The following is a 22,534-nucleotide window of genomic DNA, read 5'->3' on the forward strand; positions in this document are numbered from 1 at the left end:
GAATGGTGTTGTTAAGCGACGTTGTGGATCAAATCAAATCACTGAAGTGGATCGTAATCCTAACAGTGATTTCAATGGGCTTTCCCGTGTACGCGCAAGACCAAGATGTTTTACGAGCTCAGCGCAGTTTGGCCATTGCTGGATATGACCCTGGTCCACTGGATGGCTACTGGGGTGGATTAACGGCGTCGGCGTTGTCTGATTTCATAGCAGACTTTAACATTGGCATAACGATTGATGGCCCAGAGGACCTATCAGGGATCGTATTTGATAACTTAGTTGCAGCATTCAACATGCACAATGAGGCCCTTGAGGCTGATATTCCCCATTTGCAGGTGGTGATAAATGTGGATGACGCTCGCCACTTACTTGAGCGCACTGGCATTGGGGCTCACCCAGCAGAGATCAACGAGTTGGTTGGCCTCACTAGGAGTGAAGCAATAAGTCAGATCATTTCAGGGCTTGACGCCCGGGCCCCTCTTCTACCACAGCCTGCCTGGGCAGAGGGCGGAGACTTCCCGAATTATTGGCTGCGCTGGGACTATGAGGAGGAGGACAGGTCGCGCTTCCGCATGGCGCGCGATCGGGAGATGAACCAACTACGCGCCTGGTGGGTCGACGAGCTTGTAGCCACTGACCGACCGCAAGCCGAGCGCCTCATCCTATTCTGGCACAATCACTTCGTGACCGCTTACTCCGCCATTCAGGAGGAGAGCCACGCCATGTATCTCCAGCACCAGCTCTTTCGGCGACTTGGCCACCAAAACTTTCGCGACCTCGTGACGGCAATTCTTCACGACCCGGCAATGCTCAACTACCTCGACAATGACCGCAGCCGCGAGGAGCGGCCTAACGAAAACCTCGCGAGAGAGCTGATGGAGTTATTCGTCCTGGGTGAAGGGAATTATGACGAGGAGACTGTGAAGGAGGTCGCGCGCGCCCTCACCGGATATGGCTATACCCGGATGGGGCGTTTGGAATTTCAATTTAGTCCTTGGGATCATGATGGCGGGCGAAAGACCATCCTCGGGCGCACGGGGCGCTGGCGCGCTGAGGACGTGGCAAACATCTTGTTGGATCAGCCTGAGGCCGCTGAGTTTGTGGCGCGCAAATTTTGGACAGCCTACGTTTCGGAGTTTAATTATGACGAAGAGCAGCTCGCTTCTGTCGCGAGCGCGTTCCGAGATGCCGACTATGATGTGAAGACCCTCTTGCGCCATCTTCTAGCTTCGCCCGCCTTCTGGGCAGCAGAAAATCGAGGGACGATCGTGAAGAGCCCGGTCGACCTCTTGGTGGGAACTGTGCGCTCCCACGGCTTGGCCTTGGGTGGGGTGGTGTCGCTGCCCAATCAGCTGGCCGCCCTTGGCCAAAACTTATTCGAACCGCCTAATGTAGCAGGTTGGCCTGGTGCCGGTGACTGGCTGACGCCGTCCCGAATTCTCCTGCGTAACGACATGGTCGGCCGACTAAGTGATTACGTTGAGAACTCTCTCGCAGAGCAATCAGAGCCGGATGCTCAAATTATGGTTGCGGCCTCTGCGGAACCGTCTATTTCGGGTGACGAAGAGACGATGGCGTGGGGATCCATACGCGTCCGATATGCCGCCGAGAATTTTCAAGGCCCACCACACTTCCAAGTATCTGCTATGAGAGAGAATGACTCGGGCTTCATTCGTAGCGAGTGGGATAGCCAAATCATAGTTGCCGAAGGTGGCATTGATACAGAACGCTATGGCAGAGTAGTTGCGGCAGACCTTCCTTGGCGTGAAGTAGAAATTCCCGTTCCAATAGAAATTAACCCTGATGGGTTTAAAATCTCATTCTTAAATGACCATTGTTGTGGAGTTGGTGGCTCTGATGGAGGAGATCGCAATTTTTATTTAGACTGGTTGTCATATAATAATCGTCTCTACCCAGGTTCCTCAGGTGAACAACGAACAAGCTGTTCATCGCCTGATGCAGACCGACGATCCGGCTACCTGTATTGCAGGGGTCACGTGACACTTACCGAATATGTGACAGAGGAGACGGGGCCGACTTTTGTTCGTAGAAGCGACCAGTTGCTAATTGATCGTGTCGCCTTCGAGTGGGCCGAAGAAATACGCGGAGAAGACGACTGGGTTTCATTCAGTCTCGGCCTCCTAGCCCCACGCCTGGGGTCTGTAGGCGCTGAGGCGATGAGGATCGAGCTTGTCCACAACAATACAGGCAACGCAGGCCACCGTCTGCTCCTCAAAATCGAGGAACGCGAGTGTTATCCCAATTGTCTGGGGGCTGCGATGCCGTCTGCGGCCTACGTCAACCGCGACACCGGTCACCGCGAGATGAACTTCGTCTTAATTGGGCGTGAGTGGGATGACGAACGGCGCCAGTGGAATGCGCTCACGGACGAGCAGCGCGCGTTCGTGTCGTCGCTCTGGATTGCCATGCCCGAGCTGCTGCGGCAGTCCATGCAAGGACGGAATTGGCGTGAGCGTGACGCACAAAGAAAATATGAGACTTGGTCTGAGTGGCTCAGGCGCATGGAGGAGGCCCTGCCGCGCAGCCGCTACGCGCAACACGCCGCCACTGACGGCTGGGCCCTTAGCGGGGCTCACGCGGACTCAAACTCCATGTCGATGATGATGTCTATGATGTCAGGATCAGCGAACGGGGCACCAGAGCTCATCGCTGGCATGCCCGCCGGTGAGGCGCGCGACTACGTCGAAGACTTATCTGAGCCCGAGCTTTTTGGGCAATATTTTTTGACTTCAGCCGGGGGCTCCGAGATGCCCCAAGTGAGCCAGCCGGCAGAAGTCTTCCAACACCCAATGTATCAACTCAAGTGAGGGCGGAGCAGTGAATAGGCGTCAAATTCTTCAATCTCTCTTGGCGGGCCTCGCAATCCCATTAGCGCCCGTCAACTTGGCGAAGGCGGCCCAATCGAGCGGACGGCGATTAATTCTTGTGGAATTGTCTGGCGCCAATGACGGCCTTAACACGGTGGTTCCATATCGAGACGAGCGGTATCGTGAAATACGTCCCAACATATCCCTGCGAGAGGATGAGCGGTTCACGCTCAACTCCGACCTGGCGCTGCACTCGTCGCTCACTCCCCTCGGCGATGCCTGGGAAGCGGGAGACCTCGCCATTATTCAGGGCCTGGGTTACCCCGGCCAAAACAGATCCCACTTCAAGTCTATCGCCATTTGGGAGACTGGAGGAGACGGCTCCCAGAGTGGCGTAAACGGCTGGCTCACCGAGGATATCATGGGCATGCGCGACGCGGCCGAGGTTGATGCTCACGGGATTAGCCTAGACGGTGGGATGGGGGTATTCGCCGCGTCGTCTGGGCTGTGGCTGTCGATGACCTCCCTGAACCAATTTGCGACACTGGCCGGCCAGCGTGAGCAGGCACCCGCCGTGTATGGCGGAGACAACCCGGCGCTGGCAATGCTCTTGGACCGTGGCCACAGTCTAGATACGGCGATGACAAGAATTTCAGCAAAGATTGAGCGCTTGCCGCGAAGCTCATCTTTCCGGATTGATGCGGGCGACTTTGGCCGGCAGGCTGCCATGGCCGCGCAGCTCATTGACGCCGGCATCGACGCGCCAGTCTTGAAAATAAAGTTAGACGGGTTCGACACACACGAGGCCCAGCCGTGGCGTCACCGGGACCTGCTGCGCGACTTGGGCCGCGGGCTTTCGGGCTTGCGTCAAGCTCTCATTCAGTCAGGTCGCTGGCAGGATACGCTCGTCATGACCTACAGCGAATTTGGGCGTCGTGCAGTTGAGAATGAGTCAATGGGGACAGATCACGGCACAGCTGCGCCACATTTCTTGATGAGCGGGGGATTGAACGGCGGGATTTGGGGTGCCCACCCAGACCTGGGCAATCTCACAGAAGGGGACATGGAATTTACCCTCGACTATCGGACCATGTATCATACAGTTTTGCGTGATTGGTTCGGTCTTGCTCAGAACAGGTTCGAGAGCCACTTTGATCCTGCCCTAGATGGTGTTTTGCGATCTTGAGATAATATTATGGCCGTACAGCTCTTTGTGTTTGCTTAATGCAATTATTAAACTGCTAACTCTGCCAACCCCGCCAACCATAGTAGTTGACACAGTTAGCAGGGTTGGCAGGTATCTTCAGGACGTTGCCATCAACGCGTCACGCTGATCTTTCTCGATCAATCCTCGCTCAATTAGCTTTGTATCGTCGGGATACACGAGCCACGCGCCATGTCTGGAACCAATACTCTCCCATTGAACATGGTAAGTCAGATTGCGGTATGCACAGTTGTGAAGCCTCTGCACGACAAACTGTTTGGCGCAGCGTCTAGTCTCTGATGTCAAGATTTTTGCTACGCAACGTTTTGCAAATTGCTACACAACGCTTGGATAGTAGGCTCATAATGCCCCTATTTATAAGGCTTATGATAGTTGGCTAGATGCCTCTCCTGGGCACCAAAAAACGATTGAAAATATAATAAAATCAATTTTTTATAGTTTTATTAACTCCATACATCCACCCTTTTATCCACCTTTTTTGTTGCGCGTCCCGCGCGCGTGCGCGCCGCTCCCGTTTGTGTGCAGTAGGTTAGTTTCATGCGGGGCTTATTTTGGCCAAAGGCCACCCAAAGCGCGCAAGTAGCGTTTGTGCCGTGGGAAGCCCCAGATAAACAAACCTGAAAATCCAAAAATAATCAGGGCCCAAGCGGTTATATCCGCTAAGATTGTGCCAAAGCGTGTATCGACCCAACCCAGACTGTGGAAGGTTGATAAAAATCGGCCCCAATAGATTTTGCGATGCAATCGGGTGCCATCAGGCGCAAAGGTTGTGCGGGTGAGACGGGTTTTGTGGTAGAAATGCCCTGTATCAGCGGCGACAATCAACTGTGCCCGTTCACCCAAAAACTGATAGGCACGAAAGCCATGATAGGTGGTTTGGTTGGCATCTGTGATAACAAGATCGGGAAAGTGATCTTCCACCACGGCCAGCGCCTGCGCCGCTGACATCGGTGCGTCAAGCATAGCTTCGGACAGGGCGGTCTCGTCATATGCGCCTGAGGGCAGCAGAGTTAACACCGCTTGTTGGTGATTGAAATAAAACCCCGAAAACCCAAACAAGATGATCCAAGGCAAAATCAGCAACCCAAGCCAACTATGTATAGTTCGAATGAAGCGAAAAACGCGCATTGGATTTACCCCTCTAGGGTTTCAGAGTGAAAATTCGTCAGCGATTTCGAGACTGAAAAGGCTTTGATCCGGGCCAAGAGTTGCGTCAAAGGAACTGGCGCAGGGGTCGGGGTCAGCTCGACAATTTCATCGGGGAAAAAGGCGAAGCCTGCAGGCGCGATGTCAAAAGCATCCCGCCGCGAATAGGCGATGGATTTGCCGGCGATGAAGCGCCGCCCAAGATTAGTGTCAAGTTTGGGCAGGGGGCGGCGCATCCTGAGCGGCAGACCAAGACAAATGAAGCGATTTTTGCTGCGATCCCAGAGCAGGAGGTCATCCGCGAATATGCGATCCCCGCAATAGGCGTGGTGAAAGGATAGGGTGGATTTACCAACGCCCTTTTTGCCGAATGCGATTTGTGTTGCCCCCTTTGTCCCAAATGCGGCGCAATGCAAAAGCGTGGCATTTGGGGATTGTGCGGCACAACAATAGGCAAGATCCAAACAAAGATAATTCAGCGCATCAATCGGGTCTGAGCGGTGATTGATAATCGTCTGGGTGCGACCAGAAATCTTAAGCACCGCATCACTCTTGGTCACAATGATGTCCAATCGTGGTGGGTTTGTTGCCTCCACGATCTGCCAACCCGTAAGGCAGGTTTCAATTAACTGTAAGAAGGGGGCAGGGCAGCGCAAGTAAAGGCAAAAATCCCCGCCTTTGATCTTCGCTGTCCTTATAGTGCCCCAGTCTAGTGTCACGGCAGATTATCTCCACTCGCCGCCGCGGATCTTGCAGAAACTTTCTGTGTGAAAACGACCTTCCGTTTCGACATTGACAACACGGCAGAGGCGGCGCCCATCTGTTCGCGTAGACACAATTTCAAAGCGGCCCGCGCCTGATGCGAGGGCCCCGCTATAGCCATCAAGTTGGCTGTCCAATGCGGTGTAGAGGTTGGGCGTGGCGCTGCGATTAAATGTCGTTGCGACACATGCCGACAAAAGCGCCACGCTTAGGATCAGGACAGCCGCCCTCATTGGAAATCCGCTAAGACATTGGCCAGATTATCCATCGAAACAGGTTCAAGCCCGTCATCATTCAGGGACTGGTCAATATTTTGTGTTTGTCGAAGGCGCAAAAGATCGTCATTGGACGAACTGCCGCTAAGCGTGTCATCAGGGCCAGAGGGGCTATTAGGTGCAGAGCCGCCAAAGCTACCAGAGGTTCCATTGCTACTGTCACTTGAGAAACTACCAGAGGTGCCATCATCATTGCCACCAAAGCTGCCTGACGAGCTGCTGTCAGTTCCACCAGAACTGCCGCCGCCATCGGAACTTGCGCGGGCTTGGCCTGCCAACATTGCTGTTATAGGCAAGGCTGCCGCGCCGCCCAAGAGAAGTTGTAAAGCTGTGCGTCTGATCATTTTGATACCTCGTAAATTACGTGCCTCGCGGCAAATTGATAGGTATTGAGTTAGAACCCACATTGAATTTTGTCATTAAACTTTAGTTTAATGGCGTCTAACTAGAGTTTGATTGAGCTATGAGCCTTAGCAATCGGCGCGAGAATGCAAGTAAAGGTAATGAATATGAAAAATAACAAAATCCTGATCCTGGCCTCTGGTGCTTTGATGGCGATTAGCAGCATATTTTTCATTACCGATGTGGTAGAAGATTTTAATTCGCGTTTAGGTGCCAACTTGCCTTACTCTGACGCTGAGTTAGTGCATCTAATATTTGAGCTCACAGCCGTTTTGGCACTTGTGCTTGGGTTAGTCCAAATGGCAATGCATCTTCGAAGCTTGCAGCGCATAAACCGTGACCAAGCTAATTCCCTTCACCATTTGCGTGAAGATTTTGATGCGTTAATCCGCCAGAAATTTGATAATTGGGGCCTTTCTAAAACAGAGGCTGATATCGGTCTCTTGATAGTGCGTGGTATGAATAATGACGAGATTGCTGAAGCCCGCGGTGTGAAATTGGGGACTATCAAGTCACAGACCCACTCCTTGATGGGTAAGGCGGGTGTAAAGTCACGGGTTGAGCTTTTATCACTTTTCGTAGACGAGTTTATTGAGGTTGGCGTAAGTCCAAGAAAGTAGCCTCTTTTCTTGCACATTTAGCTACTCGACCCGCTCCCATTCTCCGCCATTACGGCAGATCAAGCCACCAAGGACGCAGCCGTTTACAGTGATCTGGTTCGTCGCCAATACAAGCCGCGATTTATATTCTTTACCGCGATCAGGTGCGTAGATGCGTCCCTCATAGGTGCCATTGGCCGCAGGGGTTAGATCCCATACTATCATCGTGCCGATCGTGTCGGGCGTAATGGCTTGGCCTGCGCTGTTTTCGGCCCGCTCCAACCTGCCGCAATAGGCCGCATCGCAGGCACTAATTCTGATATAGCCAACATCCCCATGATCATCGGGAGCGGTGCGCCATAGCCCTTCGATCGGGTCAGCGGCGGCCACACCTGTGGCCAAAAGAAAGATCATTGTCGCGTGTTTAAGGTATTTCATGTTGGGAAGTCTCCTAAGGCTAAAGGTCGAGCTCTGCGCGTGTCAAACGCTACCCATTCCAATAAAGAGTTGGCGGTTTGTATCCACGATCGCGCGCCGCCCATGCATCACGCGGGTGTTGTCCAAGATGGCAATATCGCCATCTTGCCAGTTAATCTCGTGGGTATGCGTCTCAGCCAGCTCAGCCAATTGGCCAATTTCCTCTGCGCTGACCACGTCATCTGCTGCGAAGTAGTAGCGTGGGGGGGCATAGTTATGAGATGGGCCAAGCACTGCATTGGCAAATCCCTGACCCCCGGACAGGTTTGAGGGGCGCACGGGCGATACGGTCAGGCGGTAATTCATACCGCCATCTTTCAAGAGGTCAAAATCTTGGTTTGGAATAAAGGCGCGGAATTCCTCAATATGACGTTCGGTCACTTCGTCAGGGCTAGAAATTGCGGGATGCTCGTTAGCAAGATAGCGTTTCCAAAGAGCCTCAGGCAAATAGCGTTCAACCACCATCGGTTGTTGCCAACGGGCTTTTTGATCCTCGGTCATGTCTTCAAACACGGCACGCCCGTCACAAATTGTTGTTTGCGAGCCTTCAAAGGCGGCGATTGGGCTGTAGAAGGCAACAATATCAGGGCAAACAGGTGTGTTGCCGTTTTCCGTATGCAGACCGATAGGCCCCGTGCCTGCATCAACCTTTTGCGTGTTTTTGTCGCCATATTCGCGGGCGGGGTCAAACGTGATCTTCTTGCACAAGGCGGTCGTGAGGGCACTGAATTTGGACATATCAGCGTCAAACCCGCGGAGAATGACCCACCCGTCACGGGTGAGGTCTTCGCGCAGCTGTGTCAGAACAGCTGGGTCGGTGAGGGTTTGCGCCTCGGCTGTGGGGCGGATGATATTATAGCTCATGGATCAGACCTTTTCGTTTTCTGACGGCACATAGGGCAAGGGATGCGTGGGGATCCGTTTGGACTGCTTGATGAGGGCGTTATCCACCACCGCGGGAATGAGCGCATTGAGCCCTGCAAAAATCCGTTCAGCCATGCCTGGGTAAACAGTGCTGCGCCGTTTGGTGATGCCGCGCCATGCTTTGCGCGCGACGTGTTCGGGACTATCTAATTTCATCTCAAAGGGTGCGATGAGGTGGTCAAATTGCGATTGTGCCGGTGTCCGTGTGGCGCGCGGCGCGATATAGCTGACGGTGATGGAATATTCCTCTAATTCGCGGCGAAGTGCATCGGACAGGCCGCGCAAGGCAAATTTGCTCGCGGAATAGCTGGTAAAATAAGGAAACGCGATCATCCCAAACATTGAGCCAATATTGGCGATATGCCCTTTACGGCGCGCCAAGGTGGGGATCAGGTCACGCGTGAGCAAGATGGGCGCGATTAGGTTTGTATTCATCAGGCGCATAATGTCTTCATCTTGTTGATCGGTGATCCGTCCTACGCTCAGGCAACCGGCATTGTTGATCAGTAGATCCAACCCATCCCCGATTGCATCACAGAGACGAAGGCGATCTTCGGGGCGGGTGATGTCAGCATCGATCACAGCCACAGAAACGCCTCGGATCTGTGCCGCTGTTTCCTCAAGTGCATAAAGACGGCGACCAACCAAAACCAGATCGTAGCCTGCTCGCCCCGCTTCGAGGGCAAGTGCGCGGCCAATGCCAGAACCTGCGCCTGTGATGACAGCTAAGGGTGGATGGGACGACATTAAGCATATTCCTTTGCTGGGTAGGTGAGGGGAAATTTCGGGGCGGTTTTCGACAAGTCCGACAGCATATTACGGGCAATGCCACCGCCTGCTTTCAATAGATTTGGTAGATTGGCAGGAACTATGATCACCGAAGTTGGGCGGGCGTAGCTTGGCAATGCTGCGAGATGGGTTGCGATATGCTCTGGGGTGATGTCCCCGCGCAAAGCAGCAAGAATTTCCAACTCGCCTTGTGGGGTCTGCCATAAACCTGCTGCAACAATGCGCGGATCTGCAGCAAGGCAGGCTTCGACCCATTCGGGGTTTATATTGCGGCCCGCCGGGGTGACGATCAGCCAGTCCTTGCGGCCCTCGATGATAAGATGCCTATCTTCAATGCGCCCCAAATCGCCTGTGCGCCATGGGGTTTCAGGGGCAGGGGCGCCAAGATAGCCCTCCATCACGCTTGGGCCAGACACAACGATTTCACCGTTATCAATCCAAGCGTTCACACCTGATAGGATTTTTCCAACTGTGCCGTGACGCAAAGCGCCCACACGGTTCATCGCCACGACCGAGCCGCATTCCGACAGGCCGTAACCTTCGTAGACGGGAAGTCCGAGATCGGCAGCCTGTTCGAGCAATGTGGGGGCAGTATGCGCGCCCCCGACTGCGACAAAGCGAAAGCTGTCGGGCGCTTTGATGCCTTTGGATTTTAGATATGCCACGAGGACTGATAGCAGAGCAGGCACGAGAATGGTTGTGCTGGGTTTGCTGGTTGTCATCGCCGTGATCACGGGCTGTGGATCGCCGCCCGACAGGGCTCCGAGCGCCGCTGCGCAAAATTCAATGCGCGCGCCACATAAGAGCGGCAAATAAAGACCCGCGATTTGCTCCAAAAGCTGGGCCATTGGCAAAAGTGAAAGATGCACATCCCGCGCATCAGGCGCGATCGCATCGCGTAGCCCTGTGATCACGGTTTGCATTTGTGTTTCGCCGATAACCACACCTTTAGGCGTCCCTGAAGAGCCTGAGGTGAAGATGATCCGCTTCGCGCCCTCGATTGGCTGAAAATCCTCCAGATAATCATGCGCGGCAGGTGGCGCGGGTAGGGTAACCTGCGGAAGGTCAGGCTGGTCTTGCCCAATAACCGCGGTCAGGCCTGCGGCTTGGATGATATGCGCTTTTTGCGTGGTGGAGAAAAACGGGGGCAGATGCACGCTGATGTGACCGCACGCGGTTAGCGCCAGATCTGCTAATGCAGCCTCTATTGGATCATATGTGGCAATGCCAATCACCTGTTGTGGCCCCTGCAAATAGGGGCGGCAGGCGGCAAGGAAACCCTGCAAAGCGCCATAAGTAATTGTTCGCGCCCCTTGGCCAAGTGCGATGGCCTCAGGCCTTTGTCTGGCCGTGGTGGCGATGGCTGCAAAGACGGACGCGACCATTACACAGCCCTCGCCGTGGTCAGGTCGTGACCCGCGACTTGGGCAGGATCACGGAACGCACAGACCCAAGGGTCTTGCTCGTAATAGCTGCCCCATTGGGACGCATGCGGCACGCAGGTAGCTTCAGCTTTGCTGAGCAGGATTGGGGTGATTTTAGCGCGCGACAAAAGCCGCCTAATCTGGCGGGTGGCCGTGAATATACCCCATCCAATCTGCTGTGACTGACCCCATTGGAACACTGTGCGCAAGGTTGGATAAATGGCAAAAGGTGACCGACAGGCAAGCCCCCCGACCTCTAGGACATCGTGCGGTTGAACATTGCATCCCGTTTGCAGGCTCAGGCGTTCATGAATGGGTTGGTCAAGATAATGCTGTGAAAAGAACCCTTCGTCATGGGTGCGAATGCCCGCTGCACAGGTGATTTGGTCGGCGTCGGCCATGGTTAAAACCAAGCGCGGCGGTCGAAAGGATATCTCTGCGCCAAATGCCGCGCGATAGCTGTCACGCATATGCACGAGCCCGGATTCATAAAGCGGTGCAGTGCGGATATTATTTTGTTCAATCAAAAGTGAATTCACGAGATGGCCTCCATTTGGCCGAAAAACTCATCGGTTGAGTTGCCTCGTGTTGATTTGACGATTGAGAGTGAATTTGGCTATTGGACTGTGGTTATGTTTTGATCAAATATTCAAATTTATAACTTCAGTTCATACGTTGTGAAATTTAGTTGGCGACGTTACTATGTTTGTAAACCGCCCACCCTGCCAACCTTACCAACTCTGCCAACCAATAGTTGGCAGGTATCTTCAAGACGTTGCCATCGACGCGTCACGCTGATCTTTCTCCACCAATCCTCGTTCGATGAGCTTGGCGACCACCCGAGAGACCGATCCTTTATCTGTGTCCAGGGCGTCAACGATTGCCTTTTGCATGCATCTTGGATGCTGCTTGATGAAGGCGTAGCATTTCTCTTGAAACGACCCGAGCGTTGCAACCTCTGGAGTGCCTTGGAAACTGAAGCCAGGGCTGTCCCAGCGGTATGCAAACTCACCGCCTTCAACTTCCTTGCCTAAAACATGGGCGATTATATCTTTGGACCCAGGCCGCTGTTCTAAAACAATAGCGGTTTCAATCGTGGCACCAATCCCTTGCGAGCCCATTATGCGTTCGATCGGTGTTGACGGATTGCCGCTATCTTTGCGTGTGTGGTGAACAACCATGAGCGCGAGGTCGAGATCGTGTGCTAGCCGCCGCATAGGAGCAAATTCAGCCTCTGTCTCCTCATAGTTTTTTCTGACAAACTGGCGCGGCGGATAGAGGCTACTGTATCAACGATGATGCATTTTAGATCAGGCATTTCCGTTTTGATTGCCCTTAAAAACTCCAGACCGCTTTCGCCTCGCGGTAATGATACGCCGTTTACGAGGCAAGCCATCAGATACAGAGTGTGAGGCGGGAATGGACATAGGGCTTTGATCCGATCGCTCAGCCTGTAACCTCTGCATCACTGAGCATAAATTCACAGATCATTGTCTTGACCCCAATGAGCACCGCCTATACCCAATTTTTATTCGTAATCAGATGGGAAATGGGCAAAGATGGCCGCAAGAGGGCATCACCATATCCGCCCGTGAAAGGCTAGACACGTGACCATCCATACTTATCTTGGCGACCTTCCTGACGGTCTGAAACTGGGGCCGATTGTGGCGATTGATTGCGAGACAATGGGGTTAAACCCACATCGTGACCGCCTGTGTTTGGTGCAATTGTCTGACGGGGATGGAAACGCGCATCTGGTGCAGATCACCCAGGATCAAACAGCAGCCCCAAATCTTTGCGCGCTTTTGACGGATCCGAACACGCTGAAATTATTTCATTTCGGGCGTTTCGATATCGCGGCAATGTTTCATCGCTTTGGTGCTTTGGCCGCCCCTGTCTATTGCACAAAGATCGCCTCAAAACTGGTGCGCACCTTCACAGATCGGCACGGGCTGAAGAACCTCGCTCAAGAATTGATTGGCGTGGATATGTCAAAATATCAACAATCCTCTGATTGGGGGGCAAGCCATTTAACCGATGCCCAAAAGGATTACGCGGCCTCGGATGTGCTGTATCTGCACCAGATCAAGGATAAACTTGACGCCATGCTCGCCCGTGAGAACCGCCAAGAGATGGCGCAGTCGTGTTTTGATTTCCTGCCAACCCGTGCCAAGCTTGATTTGGCGGGATGGCCAGAGATTGACATCTTTGCGCATTGATCCAACCCAATGCCCCAAGGTGCCACCTATTCTCGGATCATAACATTCAGCAAGTTGGTTCTTCCGCTTGCTGCTTTGGTGGTGTTGTCTCTGATGTTTCTGTTTTCGGGGCGCCCTGATCCGAACCAAGCGTTACCTCTTGCCACGCGAAGCGCCGATGGCCAATTGGGCCAGCAAGGGATGACCAACCCCCGCTTTGCGATGGTTACAGGATCTGGCGATGCGGTGGAATTGATCGCATCTTCCGCAGAGCCAAGTGATGGAGATGCCAATCAAATTCTTGCCACCAATGTAACGGCAGAAATAACGCGGTTAGCGGGCGGGCGCGATCAAATCACGGCCGATCAAGCCTTATGGAATAGCCAAACCACTGACACGCGTTTAACTGGAAATATTGTTGCAACATCACCCGAAGGATATAGGCTAGATACTGAGGAATTATCTATAAATGCCGCATCTGGTGACATTATCGCGCCCGTGGCGGTTTTGATCACATCGGACGGGATTCGCCTTGAAGCGGGGCAAATGGCAATCACTGGCCCGTCAGATCATCAGGTTGTGCATTTTCAGGGTGGCGTGCGGCTGCTATACGAGGGGAAATAGGGGGGCATATGCGGCAATTCTTCATCGCTATTTTCTTGATGGCCATAGGCCAACCTGCGCAGTCGCAGACGCAAGTGGGCTTTGGCGGCACCCCGCATGACAGCAGCGCCCCAATCGAAGTTGTCTCCGACAGTCTTGAGGTCGATGACACCAGCGGAAATGCAATATTTCGCGGCAATGTGATCGCTGTGCAGGGCGATTTGCGCATCTCGGCTGCTGAAATCCACGTCCTCTATCAAACCAATGCCGAAACCGGCGGTCAAAACGATATCGACCAAGTGCAAGCTCTGGGTGGGGTTTTGATTACCCGCGGTGTGGACGCAGCCGAGGCTGAAACCGCCACCTATTTCGTAGCTCGCAACGAAATGGAAATGATTGGCAATGTTTTGGTCAGTCAACAAAGTGGTGTTATTGCGGGTGAGCGGATGCTACTGGATATTGCCACGGGGCAGGGCACGGTGGATGGGCGTGTGCGCACAACTTTGCAGGGGGCAAACTAGTAAGTCATGGCAAAGCGGGTGACATTAAAGGTCGAAGAGGGCGCAGCGGGTTTGATCGTTTCAAACCTCCGCAAAAGCTATCGCCGCAGACCCGTCATTCGTGATGTTTCCATGGAATTGCGCAGAGGCGAGGTCGTGGCCCTGCTTGGCCCAAACGGGTCGGGCAAAACCACCAGTTTCTATGCGATCGCGGGCTTAGTCACGCCTGATGGTGGCAGGGTAATGTTGGATGGCCACGATGTGACGAGGTTGCCAATGTATCGCCGCGCACGGGCGGGCATCGGATATTTGCCACAGGAAATGTCGATTTTCCGCGGCCTATCAGTTGAGGCAAACATTCTATCAATCTTGGAGATATCCGAGAAAGACGCCGTAACACGGCGCAAACGGCTTGAAGATTTGCTGAGCGATTTCTCGATTGAACATTTGCGCCGCGCGCCCGCCCTATCCTTGTCAGGTGGGGAACGGCGGCGGGTGGAGATCGCGCGCTGCTTAGCATCAAATCCGCGCTATGTGTTGCTGGATGAGCCCTTCGCGGGCGTTGATCCGATTGCCGTGAACGATATCCGCAGCCTTGTTGCCGATCTCAAAACGCGCGGCATTGGCGTTTTGATCACCGACCATAATGTGCGTGAGACGCTGCAAATTGTGGATCGCGCCTATATCCTGCATGACGGCAAAATCTTAATGAGCGGCACCTCCAAAGATGTCGTGCAAGACGAGAATGTGCGCCGAGTCTATTTGGGCCAAAATTTCAAAATCGGCTGATCGTCTTCTGCTTTACGTTGACAGATGGCGGGGATTCGTCGCCAAATAGGGGTGATGTTTGACAGAGCCAACACCCTCTTCTTTCCTGTCGCGCTGCCGACCGCAGGCAGAAATAGATTTGGGCAGGCGGTATCCCTGACATCTTCTTTTATAGTGTAGCGTTGCAGCCTCGCTCCAACGCTATCTTTACATAATGGAGGTAACATGCGCTATCAAATCAGTGGGAAACAAATCGATATTGGCGAAGCACTCCAAACATATGTGAAAGACGGGCTTGGCGGGGCAGTTGCAAAATATGCTGAAAGACCAACGGATTCACATGTCGTTTTCTCAAAAAGTGGGCATGAGTTCGTATGCGAATCCAATGTTCACCTTTCCACTGGACTCAGCGCATCTGCCAAGGGCAGCGATACAGAAATCTACGCGGCCTTTGATAAGTGCTGTGAGAAAATGGAAAAGCAACTGCGCAGATACAAGCGCAGATTGAAAGATCATCACCGCGAACGCGCAGAACCCGTTGAACATTTCGCTGCGGCCTCGTATATCCTCGCGTCAACAGACAAAGACGAAGATGATGCGGATGACACCTTGCAGCCCATCATCATCGCAGAAACCGAAACTAAAATCCCTTCGCTCTCTGTGGGTGAGGCGGTAATGCAGATGGAATTGGCGGGCGCCCCTGTCTTGGTATTCCGAAACGAAGCGAGCGCAGGCGTAAACATCGTCTATCGCCGCGAAGACGGAAATATCGGCTGGATTGATCCCCGCTAGACTGAAATAAAGACCCTGACGGGTAAGGAATACACGCGAATGGAACTTTCGATGCTCCTTGAGCCGCAAGGCGTGAAGGTTGTTTCTGATGTGACAAGCAAAAAGCGGCTTCTGCAGTCTCTTGCAGATGTGGCTGAGGGTTTGCTTGACGTCAGCGCCTCGGAAATTTTCGAAGCTCTGCAGGAGCGTGAAAGCCTAGGGCCAACAGGCGTGGGGCATGGCGTGGCCTTGCCCCATGCGCGTTTGTCGGCGCTCACGAAAATCACAGGCGTATTTTTCCGTCTCGAACGTCCCGTCAACTTTAATTCCGCAGACAGACAGCCTGTTGATCTGGTTTTTGCGCTATTTGCGCCTGCCGATACGGGCGTGGATCACCTCAAGGCGCTGGCGCGCGTGTCGCGCACATTGCGAGATGCGGAACTTTGCGAAAAATTGCGGGCAAATTCTGACCCAATGACACTGCACACCTTGTTGACAGGCGGCGCAGAAAGCCAAGCGGCCTAGGCCCAAGACCCAAATCCAAAACTGACATAGTCGCGCCGATAGGCCTCGGCGCAGACATCCTCAATTTCGGTCGTGTATACCTCAGAAAGCGAAATTGGATCGCAGGGATTGGGCAGAACGAAGGCCTGATCTTGTCCCGCCAAAGCAGGAAGGGCATTTGGCAATTCTTCGGCCCGCAACAAGAGATCAAGCAATTTCACCTGCGCCATACCTTGCAAAATTGCAGTCTGGCTGGCCCAAGCAGGATCAACAGGAAGGCCCGTTTGCCCCGCCAGATTGCCCCGTAGAAATTTTAGAAATTGCAAGAATCCTGCGCGCTGCGCCTCAAGTGACCAATCTTGCGCCCCACTTTGACTTGGCAAAACAAGCCCGTAGGTTTTGCTTAAAACGCGCCGCGCCGTTGCAAAATGAGGGCGTCCGTGGCTGACCACGATCACGCTGACGCGCGGCTGGCTCATTCTTTGCCCATCTCCGCAAGCATGACTTCGATCCGTGACACATCTTCAGGGTTGTTCAATTCCCAGAATTTGCGCCCTTTTGCTTCGACCTCGACACATAACACACGGCGACCAGACTCGAGGAAGCGCAATTGTTCTAACCCCTCAAGTGTCTCTAGCGGCCCTGTCGGCCATGTCGGATAGGCCAATAGCGCCTCGGGGCGATAAGCGTAAACACCCACATGATGAAAGACGGGGGTTTCTTCGGCGTCCTCAGAAATACCCGTGGTGTAGGGGATCACTTCCTTTGAAAAATAAAGTGCTTGGTGCGCGTTGCCAAAAACGGCCGTGGTCCCGCCAACGCGGCCTGCCTTACGATCCGCTTTGAATGCGGCCAAGGTTTCACCATCACAGCGCAAAACGGGCGTAGCAATGTCCGCAGATGGATCAGCGCGCAGGCCTGTGATCAAGTCCTCCAAGAACCATGCAGGTGTCAGCGGCGCATCCCCCTGAAGGTTCACCACCATCTCAACATTTTGTCCAAGATGATTGAGGGCCTCTGCGCAGCGCTCCGTCCCATTCACACAATCGGACGAGGTCATCACAACCTGCGCGCCAAAACCTTGGGCCGCGTCTCGAATACGATCATCATCCGTGGCCACATAGACCGCGTCAAAACCGCTTACGGCACAAGCGGCGCGCCAACTGCGCTCAATCAGGCTCATAGATTTGCCCGAAACCCCGCGCAACTGCACCAAGGGTTTGCCCGGATAGCGTGAGGATTGATACCGCGCGGGTATTACACAAATGACGCTCATGGCTCGATCAACTCCACGGTTGGGGCATAGGCGATGAAGAAGCTATTCTCAAAACCTGCCTTGCCATAGGTAAATTCCTGATGGGTTGAAAACTCCACCATCTGGCCGCCCGCACCGCGCAACACTGCATCGCCCGCAGCCGTATCCCATTCCATTGTGCGGCCAAGGCGCGGATAAAAATCCGCCTCACCCGAAGCAACCAAACAGAATTTCAAGGATGAGCCTGCGCTGCGCAAATCTGAAATTTCATAGGCACTGATATAGGCATCCGTGGCGGCATCGCGATGTGATTTCGAGGCGACAACGCGCAAGGCACTATTGTCGGCCTCTGCCACAGAAAGCAATTTCTGCGGGCCAATTTCATCGTGGTTAAAGGGCGTGAGTTCCTCAACCGATTTGCCATCCGCACGAGTGTAAAATAATCGCTGCTTCGCGGGCGCATAAACAACACCACGCTGAGGGCGACCATCCAAAACAAGGGCAATGTTGACTGTAAAATCCCCACGGCGCTGCACAAATTCCTTTGTGCCATCAAGCGGGTCAACAATGATGAAATCCCGCAAGGATTGCCGGTGGGTTTCGGCCTGTTCTTCGGTCACAAGCGCAAGATCGGGAAAGGCTGCGCGCAGACCCGCAGAGATATAGGCATCCGCCGCCTGATCAGCGCGGGTTACGGGACTGTCATCTGATTTGCTTTCAACACCAAAATCATCTGAGGCATAAACCTCCATGATTTTTTCGCCGGCCCCCAAGGCCAGACTTCGAAACACGCGCTCGATCTTGTCAAAATCCATTTTGTAACAATTTCCTTGACCAGATTGCCTTAAATGGCCTTTTGCGGTTATCCTAATCTCGTTGGATGGGGCAAGTAGATCATATATATCTTGCCAAACAAACCGACATCTATGGATCAAGGCCAGCATCCATGTTTGAAGCGCGACAAACGAATACGATGAGGCGTAGCCTCTTTTCCATGCTTGAGGTGACCTATCACGCCTCGGTTCAAAAGGTGCGTTCATCGCACCGCAATGCCGTTTGGGCCATCATGACCAGCATTTTACAAACGGGCATGTTTGTCGGCGGATTTTATCTGATGTTCTATTTCATCGGCGCGCGCGAGGCGAAACTGCGCGGCGATTTCATGATGTATCTCTTGTCAGGGATTTATTTATACCCCTGCCATATCCGCGCGGTGGCTGCTGTCTCTGCCGCAAAAGGCGGCACCTCATCCCTGATGCAACATGGGCCCATGAATCCAATTGTGGCGATTGCATCCTCGCTGATCTCGGCATTTTACGTGCAAACCATTTCGCTCTTGGTGATTTTATTCGCGCTGCACACGTTCAGCAGCACGGTGACCTTCCACAACTGGAAAGCCGCTTTGATGATTTACCTTTTGGCGTGGGGCTTGTGTTTCGCGCGATGCGCCCATGGTCCCCCGAAGTGACCCGATTTGTGCAACAGGCCTATATGCGAATCAATATGGTCGCGTCAGGCAAGATGTTTGTCGCCAATATAGTGCCGGGATTCATCATTTCGATGTTTGATTGGAACCCTTTGTTTCACATTGTCGACCAAATGCGCGGCGCCGTGTTCGTGAATTACTTTCCGCATCATACGAATTGGAAATACCCGCTTTATGTTGCCTGTGGCCTGTTGATTATTGGCCTGATGGCTGAGTTTTTCACAACCAAGCGGGCCTCAATGTCGTGGGATATGGGGCGCTAGCCAAGAATTTCGCAGAATTCCTTGTGATCTTTCCAAAATTCCTAGCGTTGCGCTGCTTGCAGGGGGCGATGTGCCTGCCTATATAGCCACCGAAACAGGCTGTTCTAAGCAGCCTATACATAAGCAGTGACGGAGCCGAGATCGGGCCGTTGCCGCATGTTCGCTTGAAGAAAAGGGACCAGAAAAGATGGCTAAAGTAATTGGCATTGACCTCGGCACCACAAACTCTTGTGTTGCGATTATGGACGGCGCGCAGCCGCGCGTGATTGAAAACGCTGAAGGCGCACGCACCACACCATCGATTGTTGGCTACACCGATGACGAACGTCTGGTGGGTCAATCGGCAAAGCGCCAAGCTGTTACCAATCCTGAAAACACAATTTTTGCTGTAAAGCGCCTGATCGGGCGTCGTTTGACCGATGCCGAAGTGGAAAAGGACAAGAACCTTGTTCCCTACAATATCATTGACGGCGGCAATGGTGACGCATGGGTCGAAGTAAAGGGCGAGAAATTCAGCCCCAGCCAAATTTCTGCACAAATTCTGACCAAGATGAAGGAAACTGCCGAGAATTATCTGGGCGAAGATGTGACACAGGCCGTGATCACTGTGCCTGCCTATTTCAACGATGCACAGCGTCAGGCGACCAAAGATGCGGGTAAAATCGCAGGCCTTGAGGTGCTGCGCATCATTAACGAGCCAACAGCGGCCGCTTTGGCCTATGGGTTGGACAAAAAAGACACCAAGACCATCGCGGTTTATGACCTTGGCGGCGGCACATTCGACATCACAATCCTTGAGATTGACGATGGCCTGTTTGAGGTAAAATCCACCAATGGGGACACGTTCCTTGGCGGTGAAGATTTCGACATGGCGATTGTGAATTACCTCGCGCAGGAATTCAAAAAGGAAAACAATGTCGATCTGACGCAAGACAAAATGGCGCTTCAGCGTCTCAAGGAAGCGGCGGAGAAAGCAAAGATTGAACTTTCCTCTTCGACCCAGACCGAGATCAACCAACCGTTCATCTCGATGGGGTCAAACGGCCAGCCCTTGCACCTTGTGCTGAAACTGACCCGCGCGAAATTGGAAAGCCTTGTAGGTGATCTGATCAAACGCTCGCTGAAACCATGTCAGGCCGCGTTGAAAGATGCGGGCCTCTCAAAAGGTGATATTGACGAGGTGGTTTTGGTCGGCGGCATGACCCGTATGCCTAAGGTAATCGAAGAAGTGTCTAACTTCTTTGGCAAGGAACCCCATAAAGGCGTGAACCCTGATGAGGTTGTGGCCATGGGCGCGGCCATTCAAGCGGGCGTATTGCAGGGCGATGTGAAGGATGTTGTTCTTTTGGACGTCACCCCGCTAAGCCTTGGGATTGAAACCTTGGGCGGTGTCTTTACCCGTCTGATCGACCGCAACACGACCATCCCAACCAAGAAAAGCCAGATTTTCTCGACCGCTGAGGACAATCAAAACGCGGTGACAATCCGCGTCTTCCAAGGCGAGCGGGAAATGGCCGCTGACAACAAAATGTTGGGCCAATTCAATCTAGAAAATATCCCACCTGCACCGCGCGGCATGCCACAGATCGAAGTGACCTTTGACATTGACGCGAACGGGATTGTCTCGGTTTCTGCGAAAGACAAAGGCACGGGCAAAGAGCAAAAGATCACCATCCAAGCATCAGGCGGCCTCAGCGATGAGGACATTGATCGCATGATCAAAGAGGCTGAGGAAAACTCTGATGCCGATAAGCAGCGCAAGGAATTGGTGGAAACCAAGAACCAAGCGGAAAGCCTGATCCACTCGACCCAGAAATCCTTGGAAGAACACTCTGACAAGGTTGATCCGACCACAGTCGAAGCAATCGAGTTGGCTATCAAAAACTTGGAAGAACAGATCGCGACCGATGATGCGGGCAAGATCAAATCTGGCATCCAAAACGTGACCGAAGCTGCAATGAAACTTGGTGAGGCCATTTACAAAGCCCAAGCCGAGGATGGCGAAGGCAGTGATGAGCCATCTGGTGTCGATGATGACATCGTAGATGCCGATTTCGAAGATCTGGACGACAGAAAGCGCTCCTAATCGGGAAATTTGATCCCGATAGACCAGCTGGGGTGCGCCTTGGCTGGTCTATGCGTTAAGAAAAGGGTGTCTACCGATGTCGAAGCGCGATTATTACGATGTTTTGGGTGTGGCGCGTGGCGCTTCGCCTGAAGAAATCAAGAAAGCCTATCGTCAAAAGGCGAAAGAACTGCACCCCGACCGCAATTCTGACAATCCGAATGCGGAAGCGCAGTTCAAAGAAGCGAATGAAGCCTACGAAGTTCTGAAAGATGCCGATAAAAAAGCGGCTTATGATCGTTTTGGTCATGCGGCGTTTGATGGCGGTATGGCAGGTGGGCCCCGTGCAGGCGGCCCTCACGCAGGCGGTGATTTCGCCAGCGCCTTTTCGGATGTCTTCGAAGACCTTTTTGGCGATTTCATGGGCGGTGGCGGTGGGCGCGGTGGGCGTCAGCGCAGCACGCGCGGCTCTGATCTGCGCTATAATATGCGGATCACCTTGGAGGAAGCCTATGCGGGTTTCAGCCGCGAGATTACCGTTCCTACTGCCGTAACTTGTTCAAGCTGCTCGGGCAGCGGGTCAGAGGGCGGATCTGAACCCGTCACTTGCCCCACTTGTTCGGGCATGGGCAAAGTCCGCGCGCAACAAGGCTTTTTCACTGTGGAACGCACTTGCCCCACCTGTTCAGGCGTGGGTCAAATTGTGAAAAACCCCTGTCGATCCTGCGGGGGCGCGGGTCGCGAACAAAAAGATCGTCATCTTTCCATCAAAGTGCCCCCTGGTGTCGAAACAGGAACACGCATTCGCCGCTCGGGCGAGGGCGAAGCAGGTCTACGCGGCGGGCCAGCGGGCGATCTCTATATTTTCATCGAAGTCGCCGAACACCCAATTTTCAAACGCGATGGCATTGATCTTTACTGCCGCGTGCCCGTGTCGATGGTCACCGCTGCCTTGGGTGGGGATGTCGAGGTGCCTTGCATTGATGGCGGACGCAGCCGCGTGAAGGTGGCCGAAGGCGCGCAATCTGGTCGCCAAATGCGTTTGCGCGGCAAAGGTATGCCCGCACTTCGCGGCAATGGCACAGGTGATATGTATATCGAATTGGCGCTTGAGACGCCTGTGAACTTGAATTCTGAGCAAAAAGACCTGCTTCGAAAGTTCGAGGAAAGCCTGAATAAGGGGAATAACCCCCACGCGTCAGGCTTTTTCGACAAGGTCAAAAGCTTTTTCGATGATCTGAAAAACTAATGTAAACCCCCGCTGTTGCGG

26 protein-coding genes are annotated in these 22,534 nt (G+C 53.4%); 13 read left to right on the top strand and 13 right to left on the bottom strand.

The features are described 5' to 3' along the window. Positions 1–23 precede the first annotated feature (23 nt). Positions 24–2,828, top strand: a complete 2,805-nt coding sequence (locus AAC622_RS11110; protein ID WP_340262530.1) for a DUF1800 family protein — start codon at positions 24–26, stop codon at positions 2,826–2,828. A 76-nt stretch (positions 2,829–2,904) separates the two neighbouring features. Continuing rightward, positions 2,905–4,014 carry a DUF1501 domain-containing protein gene (locus tag AAC622_RS11115; protein ID WP_340262533.1) on the top strand — a complete coding sequence of 370 codons (1,110 nt, stop codon included), beginning with the start codon at positions 2,905–2,907 and terminating at the stop codon, positions 4,012–4,014. 585 nt (positions 4,015–4,599) lie between these two features. On the opposite strand, the gene AAC622_RS11120 is transcribed toward AAC622_RS11115, so the two are convergent. The 4 genes from AAC622_RS11120 to AAC622_RS11135 are packed head-to-tail and all read right to left on the bottom strand — an operon-like array spanning position 4,600 to position 6,580. After that, a complete protein-coding gene (locus AAC622_RS11120; RefSeq protein WP_340262535.1) occupies positions 4,600–5,181 on the bottom strand; it encodes a PepSY domain-containing protein in 582 nt (193 codons plus the stop codon). A 5-nt stretch (positions 5,182–5,186) separates the two neighbouring features. After that, positions 5,187–5,918, bottom strand: a complete 732-nt coding sequence (locus tag AAC622_RS11125) for a hypothetical protein (protein WP_340262537.1) — start codon at positions 5,916–5,918, stop codon at positions 5,187–5,189. A gap of 6 nt (positions 5,919–5,924) precedes the next feature. After that, a complete protein-coding gene (locus tag AAC622_RS11130) occupies positions 5,925–6,194 on the bottom strand; it encodes a hypothetical protein (RefSeq protein WP_340262539.1) in 270 nt (89 codons plus the stop codon). Next, positions 6,191–6,580 carry a hypothetical protein gene (locus AAC622_RS11135; protein ID WP_340262541.1) on the bottom strand — a complete coding sequence of 130 codons (390 nt, stop codon included), beginning with the start codon at positions 6,578–6,580 and terminating at the stop codon, positions 6,191–6,193. Before AAC622_RS11135 ends, AAC622_RS11130 begins: the two co-directional genes overlap by 4 nt. Before the next feature lie 165 nt (positions 6,581–6,745). Here AAC622_RS11135 and AAC622_RS11140 point away from each other — a divergent pair, with 165 nt between their 5' ends. Further along, positions 6,746–7,258 (top strand): helix-turn-helix transcriptional regulator, encoded by a 513-nt coding sequence (locus AAC622_RS11140; protein WP_340262544.1) that lies wholly within the window; start codon positions 6,746–6,748, stop codon positions 7,256–7,258. A gap of 21 nt (positions 7,259–7,279) precedes the next feature. Here the strand turns inward: AAC622_RS11140 and AAC622_RS11145 are convergent, their stop codons facing one another. From AAC622_RS11145 to AAC622_RS11170, 6 genes are all read right to left on the bottom strand, one after another. After that, complete coding sequence (locus AAC622_RS11145; RefSeq protein ID WP_340262547.1) at positions 7,280–7,675, bottom strand: DUF2147 domain-containing protein; 396 nt, start codon at positions 7,673–7,675, stop codon at positions 7,280–7,282. 42 nt (positions 7,676–7,717) lie between these two features. Further along, entirely contained in the window at positions 7,718–8,578 is an 861-nt protein-coding gene (locus tag AAC622_RS11150) for a TauD/TfdA family dioxygenase (protein WP_340262549.1), read from the bottom strand. 3 nt (positions 8,579–8,581) lie between these two features. Then, positions 8,582–9,385: an SDR family NAD(P)-dependent oxidoreductase gene (locus tag AAC622_RS11155; protein ID WP_340262551.1), complete on the bottom strand. Its 804-nt coding sequence runs from the start codon at positions 9,383–9,385 to the stop codon at positions 8,582–8,584. Further along, positions 9,385–10,812 (bottom strand): AMP-binding protein, encoded by a 1,428-nt coding sequence (locus tag AAC622_RS11160; RefSeq protein ID WP_340262553.1) that lies wholly within the window; start codon positions 10,810–10,812, stop codon positions 9,385–9,387. The genes AAC622_RS11155 and AAC622_RS11160 overlap by 1 nt, the downstream gene beginning before the upstream one ends. Beyond that, the gene (locus AAC622_RS11165) at positions 10,812–11,390 is read right to left on the bottom strand and encodes a thermostable hemolysin (protein ID WP_340262556.1); all 579 of its coding nucleotides are present in this window, start codon (positions 11,388–11,390) and stop codon (positions 10,812–10,814) included. The genes AAC622_RS11160 and AAC622_RS11165 overlap by 1 nt, the downstream gene beginning before the upstream one ends. Before the next feature lie 228 nt (positions 11,391–11,618). Then, positions 11,619–12,068: a MarR family transcriptional regulator gene (locus AAC622_RS11170; RefSeq protein ID WP_340262558.1), complete on the bottom strand. Its 450-nt coding sequence runs from the start codon at positions 12,066–12,068 to the stop codon at positions 11,619–11,621. A gap of 390 nt (positions 12,069–12,458) precedes the next feature. Between AAC622_RS11170 and AAC622_RS11175 the strand changes: the two genes are divergently transcribed. The 6 genes from AAC622_RS11175 to AAC622_RS11200 all read left to right on the top strand — a co-directional run bounded on the left by AAC622_RS11175 (position 12,459) and on the right by AAC622_RS11200 (position 16,216). Then, positions 12,459–13,070, top strand: a complete 612-nt coding sequence (locus AAC622_RS11175; RefSeq protein WP_340262560.1) for a ribonuclease D — start codon at positions 12,459–12,461, stop codon at positions 13,068–13,070. Between the two features lie 9 nt (positions 13,071–13,079). Next, complete coding sequence (gene lptC / locus AAC622_RS11180) at positions 13,080–13,673, top strand: LPS export ABC transporter periplasmic protein LptC (RefSeq protein ID WP_340262562.1); 594 nt, start codon at positions 13,080–13,082, stop codon at positions 13,671–13,673. An 8-nt stretch (positions 13,674–13,681) separates the two neighbouring features. Continuing rightward, complete coding sequence (locus tag AAC622_RS11185; protein ID WP_340262564.1) at positions 13,682–14,173, top strand: LptA/OstA family protein; 492 nt, start codon at positions 13,682–13,684, stop codon at positions 14,171–14,173. 6 nt (positions 14,174–14,179) lie between these two features. Next, complete coding sequence (lptB, locus tag AAC622_RS11190; RefSeq protein ID WP_340262567.1) at positions 14,180–14,941, top strand: LPS export ABC transporter ATP-binding protein; 762 nt, start codon at positions 14,180–14,182, stop codon at positions 14,939–14,941. Between the two features lie 204 nt (positions 14,942–15,145). Further along, positions 15,146–15,712, top strand: a complete 567-nt coding sequence (hpf, locus tag AAC622_RS11195) for a ribosome hibernation-promoting factor, HPF/YfiA family (protein ID WP_340262571.1) — start codon at positions 15,146–15,148, stop codon at positions 15,710–15,712. Between the two features lie 39 nt (positions 15,713–15,751). Further along, entirely contained in the window at positions 15,752–16,216 is a 465-nt protein-coding gene (locus AAC622_RS11200) for a PTS sugar transporter subunit IIA (RefSeq protein WP_340262573.1), read from the top strand. On the opposite strand, the gene AAC622_RS11205 is transcribed toward AAC622_RS11200, so the two are convergent. Genes AAC622_RS11205 through cysQ form a run of 3 tightly spaced genes read right to left on the bottom strand, consistent with a single transcriptional unit; the run spans position 16,213 to position 18,265 of the window. Further along, positions 16,213–16,674 carry a hypothetical protein gene (locus AAC622_RS11205; RefSeq protein ID WP_340262575.1) on the bottom strand — a complete coding sequence of 154 codons (462 nt, stop codon included), beginning with the start codon at positions 16,672–16,674 and terminating at the stop codon, positions 16,213–16,215. The two genes, AAC622_RS11200 and AAC622_RS11205, sit on opposite strands and share 4 nt — an antisense overlap. Further along, positions 16,671–17,471 carry a 3-deoxy-manno-octulosonate cytidylyltransferase gene (locus tag AAC622_RS11210; protein ID WP_340262577.1) on the bottom strand — a complete coding sequence of 267 codons (801 nt, stop codon included), beginning with the start codon at positions 17,469–17,471 and terminating at the stop codon, positions 16,671–16,673. Before AAC622_RS11210 ends, AAC622_RS11205 begins: the two co-directional genes overlap by 4 nt. Beyond that, a complete protein-coding gene (gene cysQ, locus AAC622_RS11215; protein ID WP_340262580.1) occupies positions 17,468–18,265 on the bottom strand; it encodes a 3'(2'),5'-bisphosphate nucleotidase CysQ in 798 nt (265 codons plus the stop codon). Before cysQ ends, AAC622_RS11210 begins: the two co-directional genes overlap by 4 nt. A gap of 131 nt (positions 18,266–18,396) precedes the next feature. Between cysQ and AAC622_RS11220 the strand changes: the two genes are divergently transcribed. The 4 genes from AAC622_RS11220 (at position 18,397) to dnaJ (ending at position 22,513) form a co-directional block, all read left to right on the top strand. Next, on the top strand, positions 18,397–18,918 hold the full coding sequence (locus tag AAC622_RS11220) for a hypothetical protein (protein ID WP_340262582.1): 522 nt from the start codon (positions 18,397–18,399) through the stop codon (positions 18,916–18,918). After that, the gene (locus tag AAC622_RS11225; RefSeq protein WP_340262584.1) at positions 18,915–19,199 is read left to right on the top strand and encodes a hypothetical protein; all 285 of its coding nucleotides are present in this window, start codon (positions 18,915–18,917) and stop codon (positions 19,197–19,199) included. Before AAC622_RS11220 ends, AAC622_RS11225 begins: the two co-directional genes overlap by 4 nt. A gap of 187 nt (positions 19,200–19,386) precedes the next feature. After that, complete coding sequence (gene dnaK, locus AAC622_RS11230; RefSeq protein WP_340262587.1) at positions 19,387–21,285, top strand: molecular chaperone DnaK; 1,899 nt, start codon at positions 19,387–19,389, stop codon at positions 21,283–21,285. 76 nt (positions 21,286–21,361) lie between these two features. Continuing rightward, the gene (gene dnaJ, locus AAC622_RS11235; protein WP_340243995.1) at positions 21,362–22,513 is read left to right on the top strand and encodes a molecular chaperone DnaJ; all 1,152 of its coding nucleotides are present in this window, start codon (positions 21,362–21,364) and stop codon (positions 22,511–22,513) included. Positions 22,514–22,534 lie beyond the last annotated feature (21 nt).

Origin of the sequence: Roseobacter sp. HKCCA0882, assembly GCF_037805225.1 — a bacterium.
In the GTDB taxonomy this organism is placed as follows: domain Bacteria; phylum Pseudomonadota; class Alphaproteobacteria; order Rhodobacterales; family Rhodobacteraceae; genus M30B80.

Excerpts from the sequence above, each read along its gene's own strand:
- AAC622_RS11120 (WP_340262535.1), bottom strand. The coding sequence starts at position 5,181 with ATGCGCGTTTTTCGCTTCATTCGAACTATACATAGTTGGCTTGGGTTG.
- AAC622_RS11130 (WP_340262539.1), bottom strand. The coding sequence starts at position 6,194 with ATGAGGGCGGCTGTCCTGATCCTAAGCGTGGCGCTTTTGTCGGCATGT.
- AAC622_RS11135 (WP_340262541.1), bottom strand. The coding sequence starts at position 6,580 with ATGATCAGACGCACAGCTTTACAACTTCTCTTGGGCGGCGCGGCAGCC.
- AAC622_RS11140 (WP_340262544.1), top strand. The coding sequence starts at position 6,746 with ATGAAAAATAACAAAATCCTGATCCTGGCCTCTGGTGCTTTGATGGCG.
- AAC622_RS11145 (WP_340262547.1), bottom strand. The coding sequence starts at position 7,675 with ATGAAATACCTTAAACACGCGACAATGATCTTTCTTTTGGCCACAGGT.
- AAC622_RS11150 (WP_340262549.1), bottom strand. The coding sequence starts at position 8,578 with ATGAGCTATAATATCATCCGCCCCACAGCCGAGGCGCAAACCCTCACC.
- AAC622_RS11155 (WP_340262551.1), bottom strand. The coding sequence starts at position 9,385 with ATGTCGTCCCATCCACCCTTAGCTGTCATCACAGGCGCAGGTTCTGGC.
- AAC622_RS11160 (WP_340262553.1), bottom strand. The coding sequence starts at position 10,812 with ATGGTCGCGTCCGTCTTTGCAGCCATCGCCACCACGGCCAGACAAAGG.
- AAC622_RS11170 (WP_340262558.1), bottom strand. The coding sequence starts at position 12,068 with ATGCGGCGGCTAGCACACGATCTCGACCTCGCGCTCATGGTTGTTCAC.
- lptC (WP_340262562.1), top strand. The coding sequence starts at position 13,080 with ATGCCCCAAGGTGCCACCTATTCTCGGATCATAACATTCAGCAAGTTG.
- AAC622_RS11185 (WP_340262564.1), top strand. The coding sequence starts at position 13,682 with ATGCGGCAATTCTTCATCGCTATTTTCTTGATGGCCATAGGCCAACCT.
- lptB (WP_340262567.1), top strand. The coding sequence starts at position 14,180 with ATGGCAAAGCGGGTGACATTAAAGGTCGAAGAGGGCGCAGCGGGTTTG.
- hpf (WP_340262571.1), top strand. The coding sequence starts at position 15,146 with ATGCGCTATCAAATCAGTGGGAAACAAATCGATATTGGCGAAGCACTC.
- AAC622_RS11200 (WP_340262573.1), top strand. The coding sequence starts at position 15,752 with ATGGAACTTTCGATGCTCCTTGAGCCGCAAGGCGTGAAGGTTGTTTCT.
- AAC622_RS11205 (WP_340262575.1), bottom strand. The coding sequence starts at position 16,674 with ATGAGCCAGCCGCGCGTCAGCGTGATCGTGGTCAGCCACGGACGCCCT.
- AAC622_RS11210 (WP_340262577.1), bottom strand. The coding sequence starts at position 17,471 with ATGAGCGTCATTTGTGTAATACCCGCGCGGTATCAATCCTCACGCTAT.
- cysQ (WP_340262580.1), bottom strand. The coding sequence starts at position 18,265 with ATGGATTTTGACAAGATCGAGCGCGTGTTTCGAAGTCTGGCCTTGGGG.
- AAC622_RS11220 (WP_340262582.1), top strand. The coding sequence starts at position 18,397 with ATGTTTGAAGCGCGACAAACGAATACGATGAGGCGTAGCCTCTTTTCC.
- dnaK (WP_340262587.1), top strand. The coding sequence starts at position 19,387 with ATGGCTAAAGTAATTGGCATTGACCTCGGCACCACAAACTCTTGTGTT.
- dnaJ (WP_340243995.1), top strand. The coding sequence starts at position 21,362 with ATGTCGAAGCGCGATTATTACGATGTTTTGGGTGTGGCGCGTGGCGCT.